A 17,753-nucleotide genomic window follows, 5' to 3' on the forward strand; every position below is an offset into this window, starting at 1 on the left:
CGCCCGCCCCGCCCGCCCCGCCCGCCCGGCCGGGTGCCCGGGCGGCGGGGCGGGCGGGTGCCAGGGCGGTTCCCGGCGCGGGCGGAGTGCCGGAGCGCGCGCCAGAACGGCTCGGGGCGGGTCGGCTCGGGGCGGGTCGGCTCAGCTCGCGCTGGGCGAGGGGGAGGCCGAGGGCGAGCCGGACTGCGCGGCGTCCCCCGACGGGCTGCCGGAAGCGGCCGGGGACGCGCCGTCGGTCGCACCGTCCGTCCCGGTCCCGTCGGTCGCGCCCGCGGACGGCTCGGCGGAGCCGGTGGCCGCCCCGGTGCCGCCGGCCTTGCAGCCGGGCTGCTTCTTCATCGCGTCGCCCAGGGCGCCGCTCTGCAGGGTGGCCAGCGCGGAGGTCGACACCTGGGAGAGCTGCTGCACCTGGTCGCCGACGCTGCGCAGGCCGTCCGCGAACTTCGCCTGGTCGTTGCTGGCCAGCGCGTCGAGCTTCTTCTGCGCGTCCAGGTAGCCCTGCGCCACCTGCTTCAGCTCGTTGACGGCGTCCTGCTGGACCTTCGCCCCGTCGTCGATCTTCGGTGCGCCGGCCTTCTGCACCGCGTCGGCCAACTGCTGGTTGGTGGCGGCGAGCGAGGCGAAGTCGGTGGAGAGCCGCTTCTGCAGGTCGACGGGGGACTCGCCGTCCTTGACGTTCGCGGTGTCCGCGAGGGCCGCCCGGGACTGCGCGATCGGGTCCTTCGCGGCGTCGCAGACGCCCTTCGCCCAGCCGTCGAGCTTCGCCGCCGAATCGTCGGCGGAGCAGCCGACCGCAGCGAGCGCGAGCAGCGCGCCGAGCGCGGAGACGGTCACCAGTCGCTTCTTCACCGGGGCCCTTTCGGTCACTGACACCCGGCTCCGGGCATCGCCAGCGAACCTACACGCCCGCCCGGGCCGCCCCGTTCGGAAGGCCGTGGCCCACGGTATCCGCGCAGCTCAAGGGGAGGACGGACGGAAGGGCAGCCGAAAAGGGCGGGCGGGGAACGGACAGCGGGGCACCACCCGGGAAGGGGCCGTGCGGAACGGACGCCGCGCGGCGACGGGAGCGTATGGCACGACCGGGGGCGACCCGGCGAGGCCCGGAAGGGCCCGACACCCGGAACGCCGGCAACGCCGACAACGCCGGGAAAGCCCCGGCACGAGCCGGAGCGGAGGGCGGGTCCGGAGCGGGCCGGACCCGGTTCAGACCGCGACGGAGACCGGGGAGACCGGCCAGCTCATCCGGATCACGCCGCCGTCGGAGCCGTTGCCGACCTCGACGTCCTCGACCAGGCCGGTGATCACCGCGAGGCCGAGCGCGTCCTCGTCCTCCGGATCCCCGCCCGCAGCGGCACCGGCGGCGTGCGCCGGCCCGGCCTCGTCGGCGACCTCGATGAGGAACCGCTTCTCCTGCTCGGTCAGCGCCACCCGGACCGCACCGTCGACGCCGTTGCGCTGGTGCAGCGCGACCGCCCGGGAGCACGCCTCGCCCACGGCGAGGCGCAACTCGTCGAGCACCGACTCGTCCACCCCGGCTCGTCTGGCCACCGCAGCGGCCACCAGCCGGGCGGTGCGCACGTGCTCGGGAAGCGCGCTGAATCGAAGTTCGACGGTTGCCATGTCTCCCCTCCGGGGTTGCTCCCCGCCGCCGGGCACACCGGCCCGCACGGCGGAGGCAGGGACACCGACCGCGCCGACCGGGCAGGGCGACGTGCCCGGCCGACCGGCGGCGGTCGATCGAAGTGATTCGGTTGGTACGACCGATCGACGACGGGCGTCAGTCGGTGGCGGCGACGGCCTCGTCCACGGAGTTGTGGATCGGGAACACCTTGGTCAGACCGGTGATCCGGAAGATCTTGAGGATGCGCTCCTGGTTGCACACCAGGCGCAGCGAGCCCTCGTGCGCACGCACCCGCTTCAGGCCGCCGACCAGCACACCGAGGCCGGTGGAGTCGAGGAAGTCGACGCCCTCCATGTCCACGACCAAGTGGTAGTTGCCGTCGTTGACGAGCTCGACAAGCTGCTCGCGCAACTTGGGGGCGGTGTACACATCGATCTCGCCGCCAACCTCGACGACCGTGCGATCGCCGACAGTACGGGTCGACAGGGACAGGTCCACGGAACCTCCAGCACCTTGCCTTGCTACGTCATTGCGATCTTCAGCCCGGCGGCTGCCACCGCAGGGTCGCAGGGCCAGGGCGCGGCAAACCGGCAGGTCGGAGCCTCAGCGTTGCGGCCCTCGGCCATGCGGCCGTCACGGGCTTCATTCAACCACCTGTGACCACGGGCGCACGATGGTTAACAGCGATTCTCCGTCACACCGGTGACACACTGGGTCTCCATGCCGCCCCGTCACCACCAGCCCGAGGCCCTGCTCGCAAGCCTTTCCACCGAGCGCGGCAGGTCGGACCGCCTCACCCATACGGAGCACCTGCCCGCCCGTGAGGCGCGGTATGCACCCTGGCCGGAAGGAATCCGTCAGGAGGTGGTCGCCGCGGCTTCCGGGCTCGGCGTGGTGCTGCCCTGGGCGCACCAGGCGGAGGCGATGGACCTGGCCGCCGCCGGGCGGACCACGGTGATCGCCACCGGCACCGCCTCGGGCAAGTCGCTGGGCTACCTGGCCCCGCTGCTGAGCGACCTGCTGACCGGCACGGAGGCCCGCAACGGCCGCGGCGCGACCGCGCTCTACCTGGCCCCGACCAAGGCGCTGGCCGCCGACCAGCGCCGGCGCGCCGCCGAACTCGTCCCCGACCGCGTCCGGGTGGCGCTGTACGACGGCGACACCCCGCCGCAGGAGCGCGAGTGGGTCCGCCAGTACGCCTCCTACGTGCTGACCAACCCGGACATGCTGCACCGCGGGATACTCCCGGCCCACCCGCGCTGGTCCTCCTTCCTGAAGTCGCTGCGGTACGTGGTGGTCGACGAGTGCCACACCTACCGCGGCGTGTTCGGGTCGCACGTCGCCCAGGTGCTCCGCCGGCTGCGGCGGCTGTGCGCCCGCTACGGCTCCGAGCCGACCTTCCTGCTGGCCTCGGCGACCACCGCCGAACCCGCCGTCACCGCCGAACGGCTCACCGGCCTGCCCGCCACCGCGGTGACCGAGGACCACTCGCCGCGCGGCCCGATGGTGTTCGCGCTTTGGGAGCCGCCGCTGACCGAGAACACCGGCGAGCACGGCGCGCCCGTCCGCCGCAGCGCCACTGCCGAGGCCGGGTACCTGCTCACCGACCTGGTGCACGGCGGCACCCGGACGGTGGCCTTCGTCCGCTCCCGGCGGGCCGCCGAACTGGTCGCGCTGCAGGCCCAGGAGCAGCTCGGCCAGCCGCTCGCCGCCCGGGTCGCCGCCTACCGCGGCGGCTACCTGGCCGAGGAGCGCCGCGCCCTGGAGCGCGACCTGCACAGCGGCCGACTGCTCGGCCTCGCCTCCACCTCCGCCCTCGAACTCGGCGTGGACGTCTCCGGCCTGGACGCCGTCCTGCTGGCCGGCTACCCCGGCACCCGGGCCTCGCTGTGGCAGCAGGCCGGGCGCGCGGGCCGGGAGGGCCAGGGCGCGCTGGCGGTGCTGATCGCCCGGGACGACCCGCTGGACACCTACCTCGTCCACCACCCCGACGCGCTGTTCGCCACCCCGGTGGAGGCCACCGTCCTCGACCCGGACAACCCGCACGTGCTCGCCCCGCACCTGTGCGCCGCCGCGGCCGAACTCCCGCTCACCGACGCCGACCTGGAGCTGTTCGGCCCGTCCAGCGCACCGCTGCTGCCGGTGCTGGAACGGCGCGGCCTGCTGCGGCGGCGCTCGGACGGCTCCTGGTACTGGACCCGCCGCGAACGCGCGGCCGACGGCGTCGACCTGCGCGGCAGCGGTGGCAGCCCCGTGCAGGTCGTCGAGGCCGACACCGGGCGGCTGCTGGGCACCGTGGACGCCGAGGCCGCGCACACCACCGTGCACACCGGCGCCGTCCACCTGCACCAGGGCCGCACCTACCTGGTCCGCGAGTTCGACCTGGAGTCCTCGGTCGCCCTGGTCTCCCCCGCAAACCCGCCGTACACCACCTCCGCCCGGGACGTCACCTCGATCGCGGTCCTGTCCACCGACACCACCGAGGAGTGGGGCGAGGCCCGGCTCAGCTTCGGCTCGGTGGAGGTCACCAACCAGGTCGTCGGCTACCTGCGCAAGCGGATCTCCACCGGTGAGGTCCTCGGCGAGAGCAAGCTCGACCTGCCGCCCCGCACGCTGCGCACCCGCGCCGTCTGGTGGACCGTCACCGAGGACCAACTCCTCGACGCGCTCGTCCCGTTCGACCTGCTCCCGGGCGCGGCCCACGCCGCCGAGCACGCCTCCATCGGCCTCCTCCCGCTGTTCGCCACCTGCGACCGCTGGGACATCGGCGGCGTCTCCGTCCCGCTGCACCCCGACACCGGGCTGCCCACCGTCTTCGTGTACGACGGCCACTCCGGCGGCGCGGGCTTCGCCGAGCGCGGCTTCCGGCGCGCCGTCGAGTGGCTGACCGCCACCAGGGACGCCATCGCCGTCTGCGAGTGCGAGCGCGGCTGCCCGTCCTGCGTCCAGTCCCCGAAGTGCGGCAACGGCAACGAGCCGCTCGACAAGGCCGCCGCGATCCGCCTGCTCACCGTCCTCCTGGCCGGGGCCCCGGCCAGGACCGCGCCCACCACCGGGGAGGCCCCGGCCCCGACGGACTGACCCGGCGCCCACCGCGGGCGCGGCCGCACCGCCCTCCTCGCCCCAGGCCCACAGCGGGCCCGCCCGGGCGCGGGCCAGGGCCGGGGCCAGCGGCACCGGGGCGCCCCGGACCGGGGCCCGGACCACCACCTCCACCGCGTCCTGCCCCGGGAGCGGCCGGCAGGAGACCAGTTCGACCCCCTCCTGGGCCCTCGTCAGCTCCGCGGCCCGCCCGCAGCCGCCGTCCTCGTCGAGCAGCAACCGGCCGGCCGCGGCCAGCGCCGCCAGGTCGGCCGCCGATTCGGCGCGGTGACGGGCGGCCACCGCCGACCCCAGCGTCAGGCAGGCCGAGAACACCACCACCCCGAGCGATCCCAGGGCCACCAGCCACACCGTCGCCGAGCCGCGGTCGCCCACCGTCCCCGGCCGCGTCCCGCTCCCCCGCGTCTCCCTTGGCCGTCGCGGCCATCGCGGCCAGCGCGTCCGCTTCGTGCGCACGGCTCCACCTCCTCCCGTCGGTCCTCATCCGCCGTCGACCGGCACGTCCTCCCGGGCCCCCACCGCCGTGGCCGTGAGCCGGACGGACAGCAGCGCGGCCAGCCGGCCCGGGCCCGGGCAGGGTGCCTCCACGGTGGCCCGGGCGGTGGTGGGGCCCAGGTCGATGGCGACCTTGGCACCGCGCGGGGCCGCCGCGACGGTCTGGGCCAGCGCGTCGGCATCGCCCCGGGCGGCGGCCCGGGCCCCGACCCGGGCCGCGTCCACGCAGCGGATCTGGGCGCCCGCCGCCACCACGCCCCAGATCAACACCGCCACCAGCAGCACCAGGGCGGGCAGGCCGACCGCGGTCTCGGCCGTGACCATCCCGCTGTCCGCCGTCCTCCGGTCAGACCGCATGCAGGGCCCGGTCGAGGACCTCCGACAGCGCTCCGGAGACCGTGCTGCTGGTCACCACCTTGTAGAGCACGGCGGCGAAGGCGCAGGCCGCGACCGTGCCGATCGCGTACTCGGCCGTGCTCATCCCGGCGTCCGGCGGCCCGGACGCCGCCTTCCGGCAGCGGTACCGGAGCCAGCCGCCGAGCCTGCGGACGGCCCGCAGCACGGTGGCCGGGCGAGCGGCCCGCACGGACTTCGTCGTGTTCGTCATGAGGGGATCCCTTCGTCGGAAACGGACTTGAGCGGATCCGAACGGATCGGACGGATCCGGACGGTCTCGGACGCAACCGGTCGTGAACGCCCCCATCGCGCCCGTTCGAACGGGCGCCCCGGACGGAGCGGGGGCGGCTGCGCCTCACAGGTGCCGGGAGAAAGCGGTGGTCAGCCCCGTGACCACCGGCACCACTCCGATCAGCACGAACGCGGGCAGGAAGCAGAGCCCGAGCGGCGCGGTCGCCAGCACGCCCGCCCGGCGGACCCGTGCGTGCCCGGCCCGGACGGCCGCCGCCCGCTGGGACTGGGCCAGACCCGCCAGCGCGGCGGCCGGCGGGGTGCCGCTGAGGCTGGTCCGGGCCAGGCAGCGGGCGAGCGGGGCCAGCGGCGGGCAGTCGGCGGCCAGTTGCTCCCAGCAGCGTTCCGGCCCGGCGCCGAGGGCGAGTTGGGCGGCGACCTGGGAGAGGCGGTCCCGCATCGGCGAGGGCACGCTGTCCGCGACGGCGGCCGCCGCACCGGCCGGGGAGCCGCTGGAGCCGAGGCAGGCCGCCAACAGCTCGGCGGTCAACGGGAGCTGACGCACCAGCCAGTCGTGTTCCGCCGCCCGCCGGCGCTCGTCCGGCGAACGCACCCGGGGCAGCAGCCACCAGGCCGCCCAGCCGGTCAGCAGGCCGACCACCGGACCCGCCCGGCCCCCGACCAGCACCCAGACCGCCGCCCCCAGCAGCACCGCCAGCGGCCGGTCTCCCGCCGCCCGCCCGAGCCACCGCCGCACGGCCCCCGTCACCCGACCGTGCCACCCGCCCCGCACCGCGGCCACCCGCACCGTCGCCGGGACGCACCGCTCCACCCGCCGACGCACCACCCGCCGCCGCGCCACCGCCAGCGCCTCCCCGGCCAACCCGGCGACCACCGCCGGGAACAGGACCACCACCGCTTCCACCTCGCCTCCTCGATCGTCGACACCGGCCCCGAAACCCGTCCGCCCCGCCAACCCACCCGACCCACCGTCGACCGCGGTGGCGGGCCACGCCGGTCCGGAAACCGGTTCCTGAGCCCGGAAGGACGCGTCCCGCCCGAGCGGCCGGCAACTGGGCCGGGCCACCGGCCCGGAGGTCGCAGCGCGCCGGGCCCCCGCGGTGAACGGCACCGGACCGAGACCGGACCCCGTGCACCGAAACCCCCACCGGTCCGCCCACCCCCCGTCCACTGCGGTGCTTCACCAGCCCGGAGCTCGTAGCGCCGCCGCAAGGTCCGACGCCGAGCGGCACCGAACCGGCGGCGAACATCGCGCACCGGAAGCACTCAGCCCCACCGGCCCGCCCGACCCGCCCGACCCGCCGTCAACTGCGCCGGGGTACCGGCCCGGAGGTCACGGCGCGTCCGGGAGATCCCGCAGCGGGCGACCGCGGGCCCGGTCGGTCGGGGGCGGGTCGGGGCGTCCTCCGCGGCCCGGACGATCCGGGCCGTCCAGACGACGCCGACCGTCTCCAGGGCCGCCCCGGCCAGCAGACCGAGCAGCCCCACGGAGGTGTGCAGCAGGACCTGGACGGGGTGGGCCCCGAGCGCCGACCCCAGGCCGAGGCCGACGGCGGGCAGTGCCGCGAGCACCACCACGGTGGTGCGCGGGCCCGCGAGCTCGCCCGCGATCTCCTCGACGAGGGCCCGTTCGGCCCGCAGGGCGTCCGCGACCTGCTCCAGTCCGGCCGCCAGGCCGGTGCCGCTCTCGGTGCTGACCCGCCAGCAGGCCGCCATGGCCGCCGCGCCCTCCCCGCCCGGCAGTTCGGCCACCAGGCGGAGCGCCGCCGGCAGGTCCGCCCCGTAGCGCCCCGCCGCCAGCCGGGCCGCGGGTTCGGCCCCGAGTCGACGGCCCCACTCGGGGGCGGCCCGGGCGAGGACGGCGTGCATGGCCTGTTCGGGGGTGGCGCCGCTGCGCAGTTCGGCCGCCAGACCGGTGCACAGGTCGATCACCGCCGCGGCCCGCCGCCGCTCCGCCCGGGCCGCGCGCCGCCCCGCTCGCCAGCGCCGGAGCGGCACCACCGCACAGGCCGCCCCGGCCAGCGGGAGCACCGAGGAGGTGCCGTGCCCGGCCGCCGCGCCGAGCGGGAGCAGCAGCAGCTCGGGCACCAGCCAGCGCGGGCACCGGCGCCGCCACAGCGCCCGCGCCCGGCCGAACCGGCTGCCCGGACCGCCGTCGCCCCGCCGCCCGCCCAGCACCCGCCGCACCCGGCCGCCGCCGCGTGCCCGGCGACGCGCCGCGAACAACCAGGCCGCACCGAGCAGTCCGCCGGCCAGCCCGGCGAGCACCCCGAGCGAGGTCGCCGCGCAGTCCGCGCCGTACGCCCCGAGCATCCCGTGCGCCCCCGCCATCACGGCCTCCTGACCGCGGAGCGCAGCAGGTGCCACGCCACCGCCCCGATCACGCACAGCCCGAGCACCCAGGCGAACTCCAGCTGCTCCACCGTCACGTCGCCTCCCCCGCGGTCCGCACGGCGGCCGCTCCCCCGCCCGTTCCCACCGCCGCCACCACCGGCTCCGGCTCCGGCTCCGCCACCGGCCCGCCGCACCCGGCAGCCGCCCGGTCCGGTCCCGTGGCGTCCGGGTGCGGTGGCAGGTCGACGCCGCGTTCGGCGCACAGCTCCCGCAGCCGGGCCCAGCCGGGGCCGGGGCGGGCCCGGCCGTCGCGCTCGAAGTGGACGGCGGCGGCGGTGGCGGTCAGGCCGTCGGGCCCGCAGGTCAGCAGGTGGAGCCCGGTGACCCGGCGGCGGCCGTCGGTGCGGTCCCGGCCGAGGTGGACGACCGCGTCCAGGCCGGCCCGCAGCTGGCTGTGCAGGGACTGCCGGTCGAGCCCGGCGAGCGAGCCGAGGGCCTCCAGCCGGGCGGGCACGTCGGCCGCGGTGTTGGCGTGCACGGTGCCGCAGCCGCCCTCGTGGCCGGTGTTCAGGGCCGCCAGCAGGTCGACCACCTCGGCGCCGCGGACCTCACCGACCACCAGCCGGTCGGGCCGCATCCGCAGCGCCTGCCGGACCAGGTCGCGCAGGGTCAGCTCGCCCAGCGACTCCTGGTTGGGCGGGCGGGACTGCAGCCGGACCACGTGCGGGTGGTCGGGGCGCAGTTCGGCGGAGTCCTCGGCGAGGACGATGCGTTCGTTGCCGGGGACGAGGCCGAGCAGGGCGGCGAGCAGGGTGGTCTTGCCGGTGCCGGTGCCGCCGGAGATCAGCAGGGAGAGCCGGGACCGCAGGACGGCGGCCAGCAGGTCGGCCCCGGACGGGGGCAGGGCCCCGGCGGCGACCAGTTCGGGGAGGGTGAAGGGATCGCTGCGGCTGGTCCGCAGCGAGATGTGGGTGCAGTCGGCGGCGATCGGCGGGAGGACGGCGTGCAGCCGGGTGCCGTCGGGCAGCCGGGCGTCCACCCAGGGGCGGGCGTCGTCCAGGCGGCGGCCGGCGGCGGTGGCCAACCGGTGGGCGAGCCGTCGGACGGCGTCGGCGTTCGGGAAGCGCACCTGGGTGGCGCGCTCCAGGCCGCGGCCGCGGTCGACCCAGATCCGGTCGGGGCCGTTGACCAGGACGTCGGTGACCCCGCTCTCGGCCAGCAGGGGGTCGAGCGGGCCGGCGCCGACGATCTCGGCGCGCAGGCTGCGCACGGCGGTCAGCACGTCGGCCCCGCCGAGCGGTGGACCGGAGGCGCGCAGGGCGGCGGCGACCGGCCCGGCGGTGGGCGGCGCACCCGCCTCGGCGAGCCGGATCCGGACGGCGTCCACCAGTTCGGCGGCCCCGTCCGGGAGCGGCCCGGCGGCGCGACCGGTCGGCGGCCCGTCGCCCGCCGGGGCGACGGGCGGCCTACGGTGCACCAGGTAGCGCACCGGAGGGGCCTGTCGGCGGTCGGGGGCGGGCGGGCCGTCCCCGACCGGGAGGGCGGCCTCCGCGGGCCCCGAGGGGGCGCTGGAGAGGCTGCGGGGGCGCGGTACGGCGATCCGGCGGTGGGTGCGGGTGATCGGCCGCCGGACGGCCCGCCGACCGTCCTGGTGGCCCTCCCCGGCCCGGACGTCCCCGGCCCGGCCCTCCCCGTCGTGGACGTCCACGAGGTCCGCGACGTCCACGACGTCGGCGGGGCGGGCGGCGGCGGTGTGCGGGTGGTTGGTCACGGTCTCTCCTCAGGCCGCCACGACGGGCGGCATCGCTTCGGTCAGGAACCGCCCGCAGAACCGGGCGAGCGGCCCGTGCTCCCGCAGGCCGGGCGGGACGCCGCGTTCGGCGTCCAGGGCGAGGCCGGGCTCGGGGGCCAGCTCCCCGGCGAGCCGCAGCCGCAGCCCGCGGGCCGCGTCGGCGGCGGTGAGCCCGGACGGGCCGGGGGTGCGGACGACGGCCCGCAGGTCGGTGAGCCGCATCCGGACGGCCGCGGCGACCCGGTCGGCGGCCGCCAGGGCGCGCAGTTCGGCGGGCACCACGAGCAGCCCGGTGTCGGTCTGTTCGAGGGCCTGGGCGGCGGCCGCGTCGAGCTGTCTGGGCAGGTCGAGGACGACCAGCCCGCCGCGTCTGCGGGCGGCCGCCAGGACGCTGCGCATCGCCTCGGCGGGGATGGCCAGGGTGTCGGACCTGTCCCAGGACAGGGCGCTGAGCCGGTGCGGTTCGGGCAGGGCCCGGGCCAGCTCGGCGCCGCTGATCCGGCCCCGGGAGGCCGCCAGGTCCGGCCAGCGCAGCCCGCCGTCCTGTTCGGCGCCGAGCAGGACGTCGAGTCCGCCGCCGAGCGGGTCGCCGTCGATCAGCATGGTGCGGTGCCCGGCCCGGGCGGCGCGGACCGCCAGGGCGCAGGCCAGCGTGGAGGCGCCGGCGCCGCCGCGCCCGCCGAGCACGGCGACGGTGAGCGCGGGCGGGCCGACGCCCTCGGTGGCGTCCGCGATCCGGTCGAGCAGCCAGGACTGCGCGTCCGGCAGGAAGAGCACGTGCTCGGCGCCGAGCCGGACGGCGCGGACCCAGATCTCACCGTCGTCGAGGTCGAGGCCGAGCAGCAGCACGCCGGGGCGGCGGGGCAGGCCGGCGCACTGCTCGGCGAGGTCGTCGCCGACCAGCACCAGCGGGGCGGCCTCCCACAGCCGGGCGGGCGGCGGGGCCCCGCCGAGCAGACGTGGTTCGGCCCCGGCGGCGGCGCACAGGCGGGTGAGCTGCTCGGCGAGCGCTTCGTCGGCGGTGAGGACCAGCGGCCCGGGCGGGGGCTCGGGGGCGCCGGCGCGCGGGTCGGTGACGTAGGCGGACAAGGCGGTCCTCCCGTGGTGCGGGGACGGTCTGACGGCGCGTCGGACGCGGAACCCGGACGGGGCTCCGCGGAGCGGCGCGAACACCACGGTGAAGGAAGGCGCGGAATGCGTCAGCCGACTTCCGATTGCCTGTGGATAACTCGCCCCTGTGGATAACCGGGGTCACTCGGACGGGGGCTAAAGGGGCTCGGAATTGACGCATCGGGTATACCGATATGACACTCGCACAACTACGCAGAGTGACAAAAACTTGGGGTGCGAAGGAACCTCGACAACGGTCAGCGAACCGCTGGAGCACCCCCCGCAACCACTGGCACCACCACTCCCTAGAGGCTCAACTACCAAGGGAAATGGGTCCGGACATGCGACGACCCCCGCCGGGGGGGAGAGCGGGGGTCGTCTATCCACGGCCCGGCTCGGGGGGGAGGAGCCGGACCGGGTTAGCACGGTCGCGCGAACGATCCGTGACTTCCATGGTGTACCCGACCGGCCAGAAACACAAACCCGCACGCCCACGGGTCCACCGAATGGCCCTCCCTTTTGGTCGCCCCTCTATCCTCGGTTCCCGTGGACACCACCGAGAACGCCGACGAGAACGCCGACTTCACCGACCACCGCCCGGACCGGACCGGCTACGGCGTGCCCCGCACCGCCGCCTTCTTCGACCTCGACAAGACGATCATCGCCAAGTCCAGCGCGCTCGCGTTCAGCCGGCCGTTCTACCAGGGCGGCCTGATCAACCGCCGCTCGGTGGTGAAGAGCGCGTACGCCCAGTTCGTCTTCCTGGTCGGCGGCGCGGACCACGACCAGATGGAGAAGATGCGGGCCTACCTGTCCGCGCTGACCCGCGGCTGGAACGTACAGCAGGTCCGGGAGATCGTCGCGGAGACCCTGCACGGCATGATCGACCCGATCATCTACGACGAGGCCGCCTCGCTGATCGAGCAGCACCACGCGGCCGGACGCGACGTGGTGATCGTCAGCAGCTCGGGCTCCGAGGTGGTCGAGCCGATCGGCCAACTGCTGGGCGCGGACCACGTGATCGCCACCCGGCTGCACGTCGAGGAGGGCCGCTACACCGGCGAGATCGAGTACTACGCGTACGCCGAGAACAAGGCCGCGGCGATCCGCGAACTCGCCGAGCGGGAGGGCTACGACCTCGCCAACTGCTACGCGTACAGCGACTCGTCGACCGACCTGCCGATGCTGGAGGCGGTCGGCCACCCGGCCGCGGTGAACCCGGACCGGGCGCTGCGCAAGGAGGCGACGGCCCGCGAGTGGCCGGTGCTGGTGTTCAGCCGCCCGGTCGAACTGACCCGCAGGCTGCCGGAGTTCCACGCACCGAGCCGCTCGGTGGTGGCCGCGGTGGCGGTCGGCGCGGCGGTGCTGACGGCCGGGGTGCTCTGGTACGGCGCGCGGCGGCGGCGCCCGGCGGCGGCCTGAGCGGGCTGCCCGGTCCGGCACCGTCGGAACCGGACCGGCACGGTCGGAACGGACCGGACCGGACGGGCCGCGGCGGACACCCGCACGGCGTCGGCCGGACACCGCCCGGCGCCCGGCGGGTTCGCCAAATCGGACAAAACTCGACGCAAGCCGTCAAAAGCTCCGCTTTCGGGTTCCTCTTTCGGGCGATCTGGGGTAGAAATGGGTTACGGCCCGCGAGACCCGGTCAGGACCCCAAGAGGTCGAACCGACAACGCAGTTAAGGCCCCACGGACCGACGCACGGACAATCGAGCACCCACATGCAGCCGACCCGCTGTCGGGCCGCCGCACCAGGTGAACGGGCACAGGACCCCGCCTGATGGGCATTGAAACGGTGCATGCACTGGTAACCCGGTCTCCGTGCCAGCGGCGACGCCCGGAAGTCTCGGGCGTCGCCGCAACCGCGTTCCGGACGCGGTCGTCCGGGGCCCGGCCTCAGACCATGCCGCGCTGCATCGCCTCGCACACCGCGGTGCTCTCGCGCACGCCCAGGCCGAGCGCGGCGGCGCAGTGCACCAGCCAGCGGGCGACGCCCTCGGGGGTGCCCTCCAGGTAGCCGAGCAGGGCGTGCCGGTAGGCGGCGGTGCCGAGTTCGGCGAGGCCGACCTCGGCGGGGCAGATCGCCTTCGGGTCGAGGCCCTCCGCGGTCAGCACGATCCGCTGGGCAGCCCGGGCGACCAGGCCGTTGTGGGTGCCGAACGGGCGCAGCGCGAGCAGTTCGCCGTGCACCACGGCGGCCGTCACCAGGGCGGGCGCGCCGCCGGTGGGGCGTTCGGCGCGGGCGGCCAGCAGCCCGGCGAGCTGGTCGAGGCGGGCGGCGGCCTCGGCGGGCGGGGGCGGCGGCGGGAGTTCGCCGACCGGGCCGTCCGGCGCCTCGCCCTCGGTGGCCTCGATCTCCAGCGGGAACAGCGGCGCGGCGCTCTCCCCGTCCCGGCGCGGCCGGCCGGCCGCGGGGTCGCCGTCGCCGGCCGCGAGCAGGTGCAGCCGGGCCAGCACCTGGAGCGGGGAGGTGCGCCAGACGCCGAGCAGTTGGCCGGCCTCGGCGGACAGCCGCAGGGCGGCGCCGACCGTGCGGGCCCCGGGGTCGGCGCCGAAGTCGGTGCGGCGGCGGACCTCCTCCAGCGGCCAGTCGGCACCGTCCAGGGCGGCCGAGGCACGGGCGCCGCGCAGGGCGGACTCGGAGGTCACCTCGGCCGCCCGGCGCCGCATCACGCGGTGCCCGTAGAGGCGGTCGACGTTCTTGCGCACCTCGGCGACGGCCTCGGGGACCCCGGCGAGCCGGGCCAGCGGGGCGAGCGGGTCAGTTCCTGTGGTCACCTACCCGAGAGTAATGACTCCGCGGGGCGACCGGGAGGCAACCCCCGGGTCACCCTTTCGTGGCAATCCGCCATTCCCTCATGTGCGGCACCCCAAACCACCGCTAGCATGGCCACTAATCGGTGACGATAACGGTTTCCAACAAGCGTCCGGCCCGGCGAGGACCGGCGGGCGCGCCAGAGCCAGAGAGCCGGAGACTCAGAGATGAAGATCGCCTTCGTCGGCAAGGGCGGCAGCGGCAAGACCACCCTGTCCGCACTGTTCATCCGCCACCTGGCCGCGGCCGGCCTGCCGGTGCTCGCCGTCGACGCCGACATCAACCAACACCTCGGCCCGGCCCTCGGCCTGACGGACGACCGGGCCGCCGCGCTCCCCTCGCTCGGCGCGCACCTGCCGCAGATCAAGGAGTACCTGCGCGGCGACAACCCGCTGATCCGCTCCGCCGAGGAGATGATCAAGACCACCCCGCCCGGGCCCGGCTCCCGGCTGCTGCGGATCGTCGAGGAGAACCCGGTGTACGCGGCCTGCGCCCGCCCGGTCGCCCTGGACGAGGGCTCGGTCCGGCTGATGGCGACCGGCGCCTTCACCGAGGAGGACCTCGGGGTGGCCTGCTACCACTCCAAGGTCGGCGCGGTGGAACTGCTGCTCAACCACCTGCTGGACGGCCCGGACGAGTACCTGGTGACCGACATGACGGCCGGCTCCGACTCCTTCGCCTCCGGCCTGTTCACCCGCTTCGACCTGACCTTCCTGGTCGCCGAACCCACCCGCAAGGGCGTCTCGGTGTACCGCCAGTACAAGGAGTACGCCCAGGACTTCGACGTCCACCTGCGGGTGGTCGGCAACAAGGTGCAGGGCCCGGACGACCTGGACTTCCTGCGCCGCGAGGTCGGCGAGGACCTGTACGCCTGCTTCGGGCAGTCCGGCTGGGTGCGTCGGCTGGAGCGCGGGGACGAGCCGCCGCTGCGCGAGCTGGAGCCCCCGAACCGGGAGGTACTGGCCCGGCTGCAGACCGCCGCCGACACCGCCCACGGGCTGCGCGACCCGCGCCGGTACAGCGCCCAGGCGGTCCGCTTCCACCTGCGCAACGCGGAGAGCTGGGGCAACGCCAAGGTCGGCGCCGACCTGGCCGGCCAGGTCGACCCGGACTACGTGCTGGGCGTCGGGCAGCCCCGGACCGCCGGGGTCTGATCCCCCGCCCGCCCCGCCGACCCCCGAGGGGCCGGTCCGACCACCACGGCCGGACCGGCCCCTCGGGCGTTCCCACCAGGAAATTCCCGCCCACCCGGGGTGCCACACGATGTGGTGAACGCCCCTATTTGTACTGGCACTCGAAGCACACGCTGTGCAAAGGTTCCATTACTCTCGGTTTACCAGCTCTTGAAGTACGTGAAGCACAGGTCGCCGCAGGCCGTCGTCGCCGCGCGCCACCCCGCCACACCCGCTGTGACCACGACAGCCGATCCGACCAGGCGCACCCGCCGGACCTGACTGCGTTCGTTCCCCCGGAAGAAGACGGGAAGTCCCCATGACCCTCGACATCTCCAGCGCCCCCATCGCCTCCGACACCACCGACCACGCCCCGCCGGGGAGCGGCCCGGCCCCGGGCCGGGTCCGCGCCCTGCTGGCGCACGACCTGCCCGCCTCCCTCGCGGTGTTCCTCATCGCGGTGCCGTTCTCGCTCGGCATCGCCCTCGCCACCGGCGCCCCGCTGACGGCCGGTCTGGTCGCCGCCGCCGTCGGCGGACTGGTGGCCGGGCTGCTCGGCGGCACCCACCTCCAGGTCAGCGGCCCCTCTGCGGCGCTGACCGTGGTCACCGCCGGGGTGATCGCCCAGTACGGCTGGCAGACCGCCTGCCTGATCACCGTCGCCGCCGGCCTGCTGCAACTGCTGCTCGGCTCGCTGCGGGTGGCCCGCGCCGCGCTCGCCGTCTCGCCCGCCGTGGTGCACGGCATGCTGGCCGGCGTCGGCGTGACCATCGCGATCGCCCAACTGCACGTCATCCTCGGCGGCACGCCGCACAGTTCGGCGCTGGCCGACCTGCTCTCGCTGCCCGGCGAGCTCGCCGGTCCGCACCTGCCCGCGCTGGTGGTCGGCCTGCTGGCCCTGGCGGTCCTGTACGGCTGGCCCCGGCTGGGGCGGCTGCCCGGCGCGGCCGGCCGGATCGGCGCCCGACTGGCCCGGCTGCCCGCCGCACTGGTCGCGGTGGCCGCCGCCACCGCGCTGTCGCTGATCGCCGGACTGCGACTGGCCCGGGTCGAGCTCCCGCTCTGGGAGCACCACCAGTTCTTCTCGGCGCCCCCGCTCGGCGTGCTGGCCGACCACTGGGCGGCGCTGCTCGGCCTGGTGCTGACCGTCACCGCGGTGGCCGGCGTGGAGTCGCTGCTGTCCTCCGTCGCGATCGACCGGATGACCCGCCGCAGCGGCGACCTGGACCGCGAGCTGCGGGCCCAGGGCGCGTCCAACCTGGCCTCGGGGCTGCTCGGCGGTCTCCCGGTGGCGGGCGGCGCCGTCCGGTCCACCGCCAACGTGCAGGCCGGCGCGGCCAGTCGGGCCTCCGCGGTGCTACACGGCTGCTGGGTGCTGGTCGCGGCACTGGTGCTGACCGCCGGGCTGCGGCGGATCCCGCTGGCCGCGCTGGCCGCGCTGGTGCTGGTGGTCGGCGTGCAGATGGTGAGCTTCGCGCACATCCGCCGGGTGCACCGGCACCGCGAGTTCCCGGTGTACCTGGCCACCGTGCTCGGGGTGGTACTGCTGGGGGTGCCGCTCGGGGTGGTGCTCGGCGGCTCGGTCGCCGTGCTGCTCGCCCTCTACCGGCTGACCCGCGCCCACGTCGACGTGCTCGCCGAGGCCGACGGCTCGTGCACCGTCCGCACCCACGGCCCGCTGACGTTCGCCGCCGTGCCCAAGCTGAGCCGGGCGCTGGGCCGGATCCCGGCCGGGGCGCGGGTGACGGTCCACCACGACGGCTCCTTCCTGGACCACGCCGCCTACGAGGCGCTGCACGCCTGGCGCACCGGCCACCAGGCCACCGGCGCGCAGGTCACGATGGTGACCGAGCGCCAGCCGAAGGACGTGCTGGATCCGGACGGCACCGTCCGGGCGGGCAGTTCCCCCGGCCCGCACCGCTGCCGCGCCTGGACACCCTGGGTCGGCCACCACTGCATCGAGCAGAACGAGGACGACCCGCACGTGCGGCTGCTCGACGGCGTCCGCGGCTTCCAGCAGCACACCGCCCCGCTGGTCCGGCAGGAGCTCGCCCGCCTCGCCCGGGACGGCCAGACGCCCTCGCAGCTCTTCCTGACCTGCGCGGACTCCCGGATGGTCACCAGCATGATCACCAGCTCCGGTCCGGGAGACCTGTTCACCGTCCGCAACGTCGGCAACCTGGCCCCCGCCCCGCACGAGCCGGGCGCCGCGGACGACTCGGTGGCCGCCGCCGTCCAGTACGCGGTGGAGGTGCTGGAGGTCGCCTCGATCACGGTCTGCGGGCACTCCGGCTGCGGCGCGATGAAGGCCCTGCTGGACGGCGTCACCGAAGTGGCCGGGCCGCCCACCCCGCTGGCCCGCTGGCTGCGCAACGGGCGCAGTTCGCTCGACCGGCTGCGGCGCGCCCCCGCCGGGTTCGAGGGCCGGCCCGCGGCGGACGTGGTGGAGCAGTTGTGCGTCACCAACGTGGTGCAGCAGCTCGACCAGCTGATGGCCAACCCGGCGGTGGGGCGCCGGGTCGCGGACGGTTCGCTGCGGCTGGTCGGGATGTACTTCGACTTCGCCACCGCGCAGGCGTACGTGCTGGACGCGGACACCGGGCGTTTCGCACCGGTGCACGCGCGGGTCGAGCCGGAACAGGACCTCGCCGCCTAGCGCGGG

Annotated in this window: 14 protein-coding genes and 1 pseudogene; 4 read left to right on the plus strand and 11 right to left on the minus strand. The window is 75.9% G+C overall.

Annotated features, from left to right (window positions below; all coding sequences use genetic code 11):
- Positions 1 to 141: 141 nt before the first annotated feature.
- From ACWEO5_RS24860 to bldG, 3 genes are all read right to left on the minus strand, one after another.
- Positions 142 to 849 carry a small secreted protein gene (locus ACWEO5_RS24860; protein ID WP_452164490.1) on the minus strand — a complete coding sequence of 236 codons (708 nt, stop codon included), beginning with the start codon at positions 847 to 849 and terminating at the stop codon, positions 142 to 144.
- 354 nt (positions 850 to 1,203) lie between these two features.
- Positions 1,204 to 1,620: an ATP-binding protein gene (locus ACWEO5_RS24865; protein ID WP_452164491.1), complete on the minus strand. Its 417-nt coding sequence runs from the start codon at positions 1,618 to 1,620 to the stop codon at positions 1,204 to 1,206.
- A 157-nt stretch (positions 1,621 to 1,777) separates the two neighbouring features.
- Positions 1,778 to 2,119 (minus strand): anti-sigma factor antagonist BldG, encoded by a 342-nt coding sequence (gene bldG / locus ACWEO5_RS24870; RefSeq protein WP_014136695.1) that lies wholly within the window; start codon positions 2,117 to 2,119, stop codon positions 1,778 to 1,780.
- Positions 2,120 to 2,341: 222 nt separating this feature from the next.
- Between bldG and ACWEO5_RS24875 the strand changes: the two genes are divergently transcribed.
- The gene (locus tag ACWEO5_RS24875; protein ID WP_452164492.1) at positions 2,342 to 4,702 is read left to right on the plus strand and encodes a DEAD/DEAH box helicase; all 2,361 of its coding nucleotides are present in this window, start codon (positions 2,342 to 2,344) and stop codon (positions 4,700 to 4,702) included.
- Between the two features lie 114 nt (positions 4,703 to 4,816).
- Here the strand turns inward: ACWEO5_RS24875 and ACWEO5_RS24880 are convergent.
- The 7 genes and pseudogenes from ACWEO5_RS24880 to ssd all read right to left on the minus strand — a co-directional run.
- Positions 4,817 to 5,179, minus strand: a pseudogene (locus ACWEO5_RS24880) (Rv3654c family TadE-like protein); the annotation flags it as partial.
- Positions 5,180 to 5,203: 24 nt separating this feature from the next.
- Positions 5,204 to 5,542 (minus strand): TadE family type IV pilus minor pilin, encoded by a 339-nt coding sequence (locus tag ACWEO5_RS24885; RefSeq protein WP_452164493.1) that lies wholly within the window; start codon positions 5,540 to 5,542, stop codon positions 5,204 to 5,206.
- Between the two features lie 22 nt (positions 5,543 to 5,564).
- Entirely contained in the window at positions 5,565 to 5,825 is a 261-nt protein-coding gene (locus ACWEO5_RS24890; RefSeq protein ID WP_452164494.1) for a DUF4244 domain-containing protein, read from the minus strand.
- A gap of 144 nt (positions 5,826 to 5,969) precedes the next feature.
- Positions 5,970 to 6,770 (minus strand): type II secretion system F family protein, encoded by an 801-nt coding sequence (locus ACWEO5_RS24895; RefSeq protein WP_452164495.1) that lies wholly within the window; start codon positions 6,768 to 6,770, stop codon positions 5,970 to 5,972.
- Positions 6,771 to 7,132: 362 nt separating this feature from the next.
- Positions 7,133 to 8,197, minus strand: coding sequence for a type II secretion system F family protein (locus ACWEO5_RS24900; protein WP_452164496.1), 1,065 nt, complete (start codon positions 8,195 to 8,197; stop codon positions 7,133 to 7,135).
- Positions 8,198 to 8,291: 94 nt separating this feature from the next.
- Positions 8,292 to 9,590: a TadA family conjugal transfer-associated ATPase gene (locus ACWEO5_RS24905; protein ID WP_452164515.1), complete on the minus strand. Its 1,299-nt coding sequence runs from the start codon at positions 9,588 to 9,590 to the stop codon at positions 8,292 to 8,294.
- 390 nt (positions 9,591 to 9,980) lie between these two features.
- Positions 9,981 to 11,081: a septum site-determining protein Ssd gene (gene ssd / locus ACWEO5_RS24910; protein ID WP_344558514.1), complete on the minus strand. Its 1,101-nt coding sequence runs from the start codon at positions 11,079 to 11,081 to the stop codon at positions 9,981 to 9,983.
- Between the two features lie 639 nt (positions 11,082 to 11,720).
- Between ssd and ACWEO5_RS24915 the strand changes: the two genes are divergently transcribed.
- Positions 11,721 to 12,524, plus strand: coding sequence for an HAD family hydrolase (locus tag ACWEO5_RS24915; protein WP_452164516.1), 804 nt, complete (start codon positions 11,721 to 11,723; stop codon positions 12,522 to 12,524).
- Positions 12,525 to 13,000: 476 nt separating this feature from the next.
- On the opposite strand, the gene ACWEO5_RS24920 is transcribed toward ACWEO5_RS24915, so the two are convergent.
- Entirely contained in the window at positions 13,001 to 13,882 is an 882-nt protein-coding gene (locus tag ACWEO5_RS24920; RefSeq protein ID WP_452164497.1) for an oxidoreductase, read from the minus strand.
- Positions 13,883 to 14,086: 204 nt separating this feature from the next.
- On the opposite strand from ACWEO5_RS24920, the gene ACWEO5_RS24925 reads away from it, so the two are divergent.
- Together ACWEO5_RS24925 and ACWEO5_RS24930 are read left to right on the plus strand one after the other, a co-directional pair.
- Positions 14,087 to 15,073, plus strand: a complete 987-nt coding sequence (locus ACWEO5_RS24925) for an ATP-binding protein (RefSeq protein ID WP_452164498.1) — start codon at positions 14,087 to 14,089, stop codon at positions 15,071 to 15,073.
- A gap of 337 nt (positions 15,074 to 15,410) precedes the next feature.
- Positions 15,411 to 17,747, plus strand: a complete 2,337-nt coding sequence (locus tag ACWEO5_RS24930) for a SulP family inorganic anion transporter (protein WP_452164499.1) — start codon at positions 15,411 to 15,413, stop codon at positions 17,745 to 17,747.
- The last annotated feature ends 6 nt before the right edge of the window (positions 17,748 to 17,753 follow it).

The organism is Kitasatospora sp. NPDC004272, assembly GCF_053603035.1.

Coding starts and splice junctions, on each gene's coding strand:
- ACWEO5_RS24890 (WP_452164494.1), bottom strand. CDS start 5,825: ATGACGAACACGACGAAGTCCGTGCGGGCCGCTCGCCCGGCCACCGTG.
- ACWEO5_RS24925 (WP_452164498.1), top strand. CDS start 14,087: ATGAAGATCGCCTTCGTCGGCAAGGGCGGCAGCGGCAAGACCACCCTG.
- ACWEO5_RS24930 (WP_452164499.1), top strand. CDS start 15,411: ATGACCCTCGACATCTCCAGCGCCCCCATCGCCTCCGACACCACCGAC.
- ACWEO5_RS24875 (WP_452164492.1), top strand. CDS start 2,342: ATGCCGCCCCGTCACCACCAGCCCGAGGCCCTGCTCGCAAGCCTTTCC.
- ACWEO5_RS24865 (WP_452164491.1), bottom strand. CDS start 1,620: ATGGCAACCGTCGAACTTCGATTCAGCGCGCTTCCCGAGCACGTGCGC.
- ACWEO5_RS24900 (WP_452164496.1), bottom strand. CDS start 8,197: ATGGCGGGGGCGCACGGGATGCTCGGGGCGTACGGCGCGGACTGCGCG.
- ACWEO5_RS24885 (WP_452164493.1), bottom strand. CDS start 5,542: ATGGTCACGGCCGAGACCGCGGTCGGCCTGCCCGCCCTGGTGCTGCTG.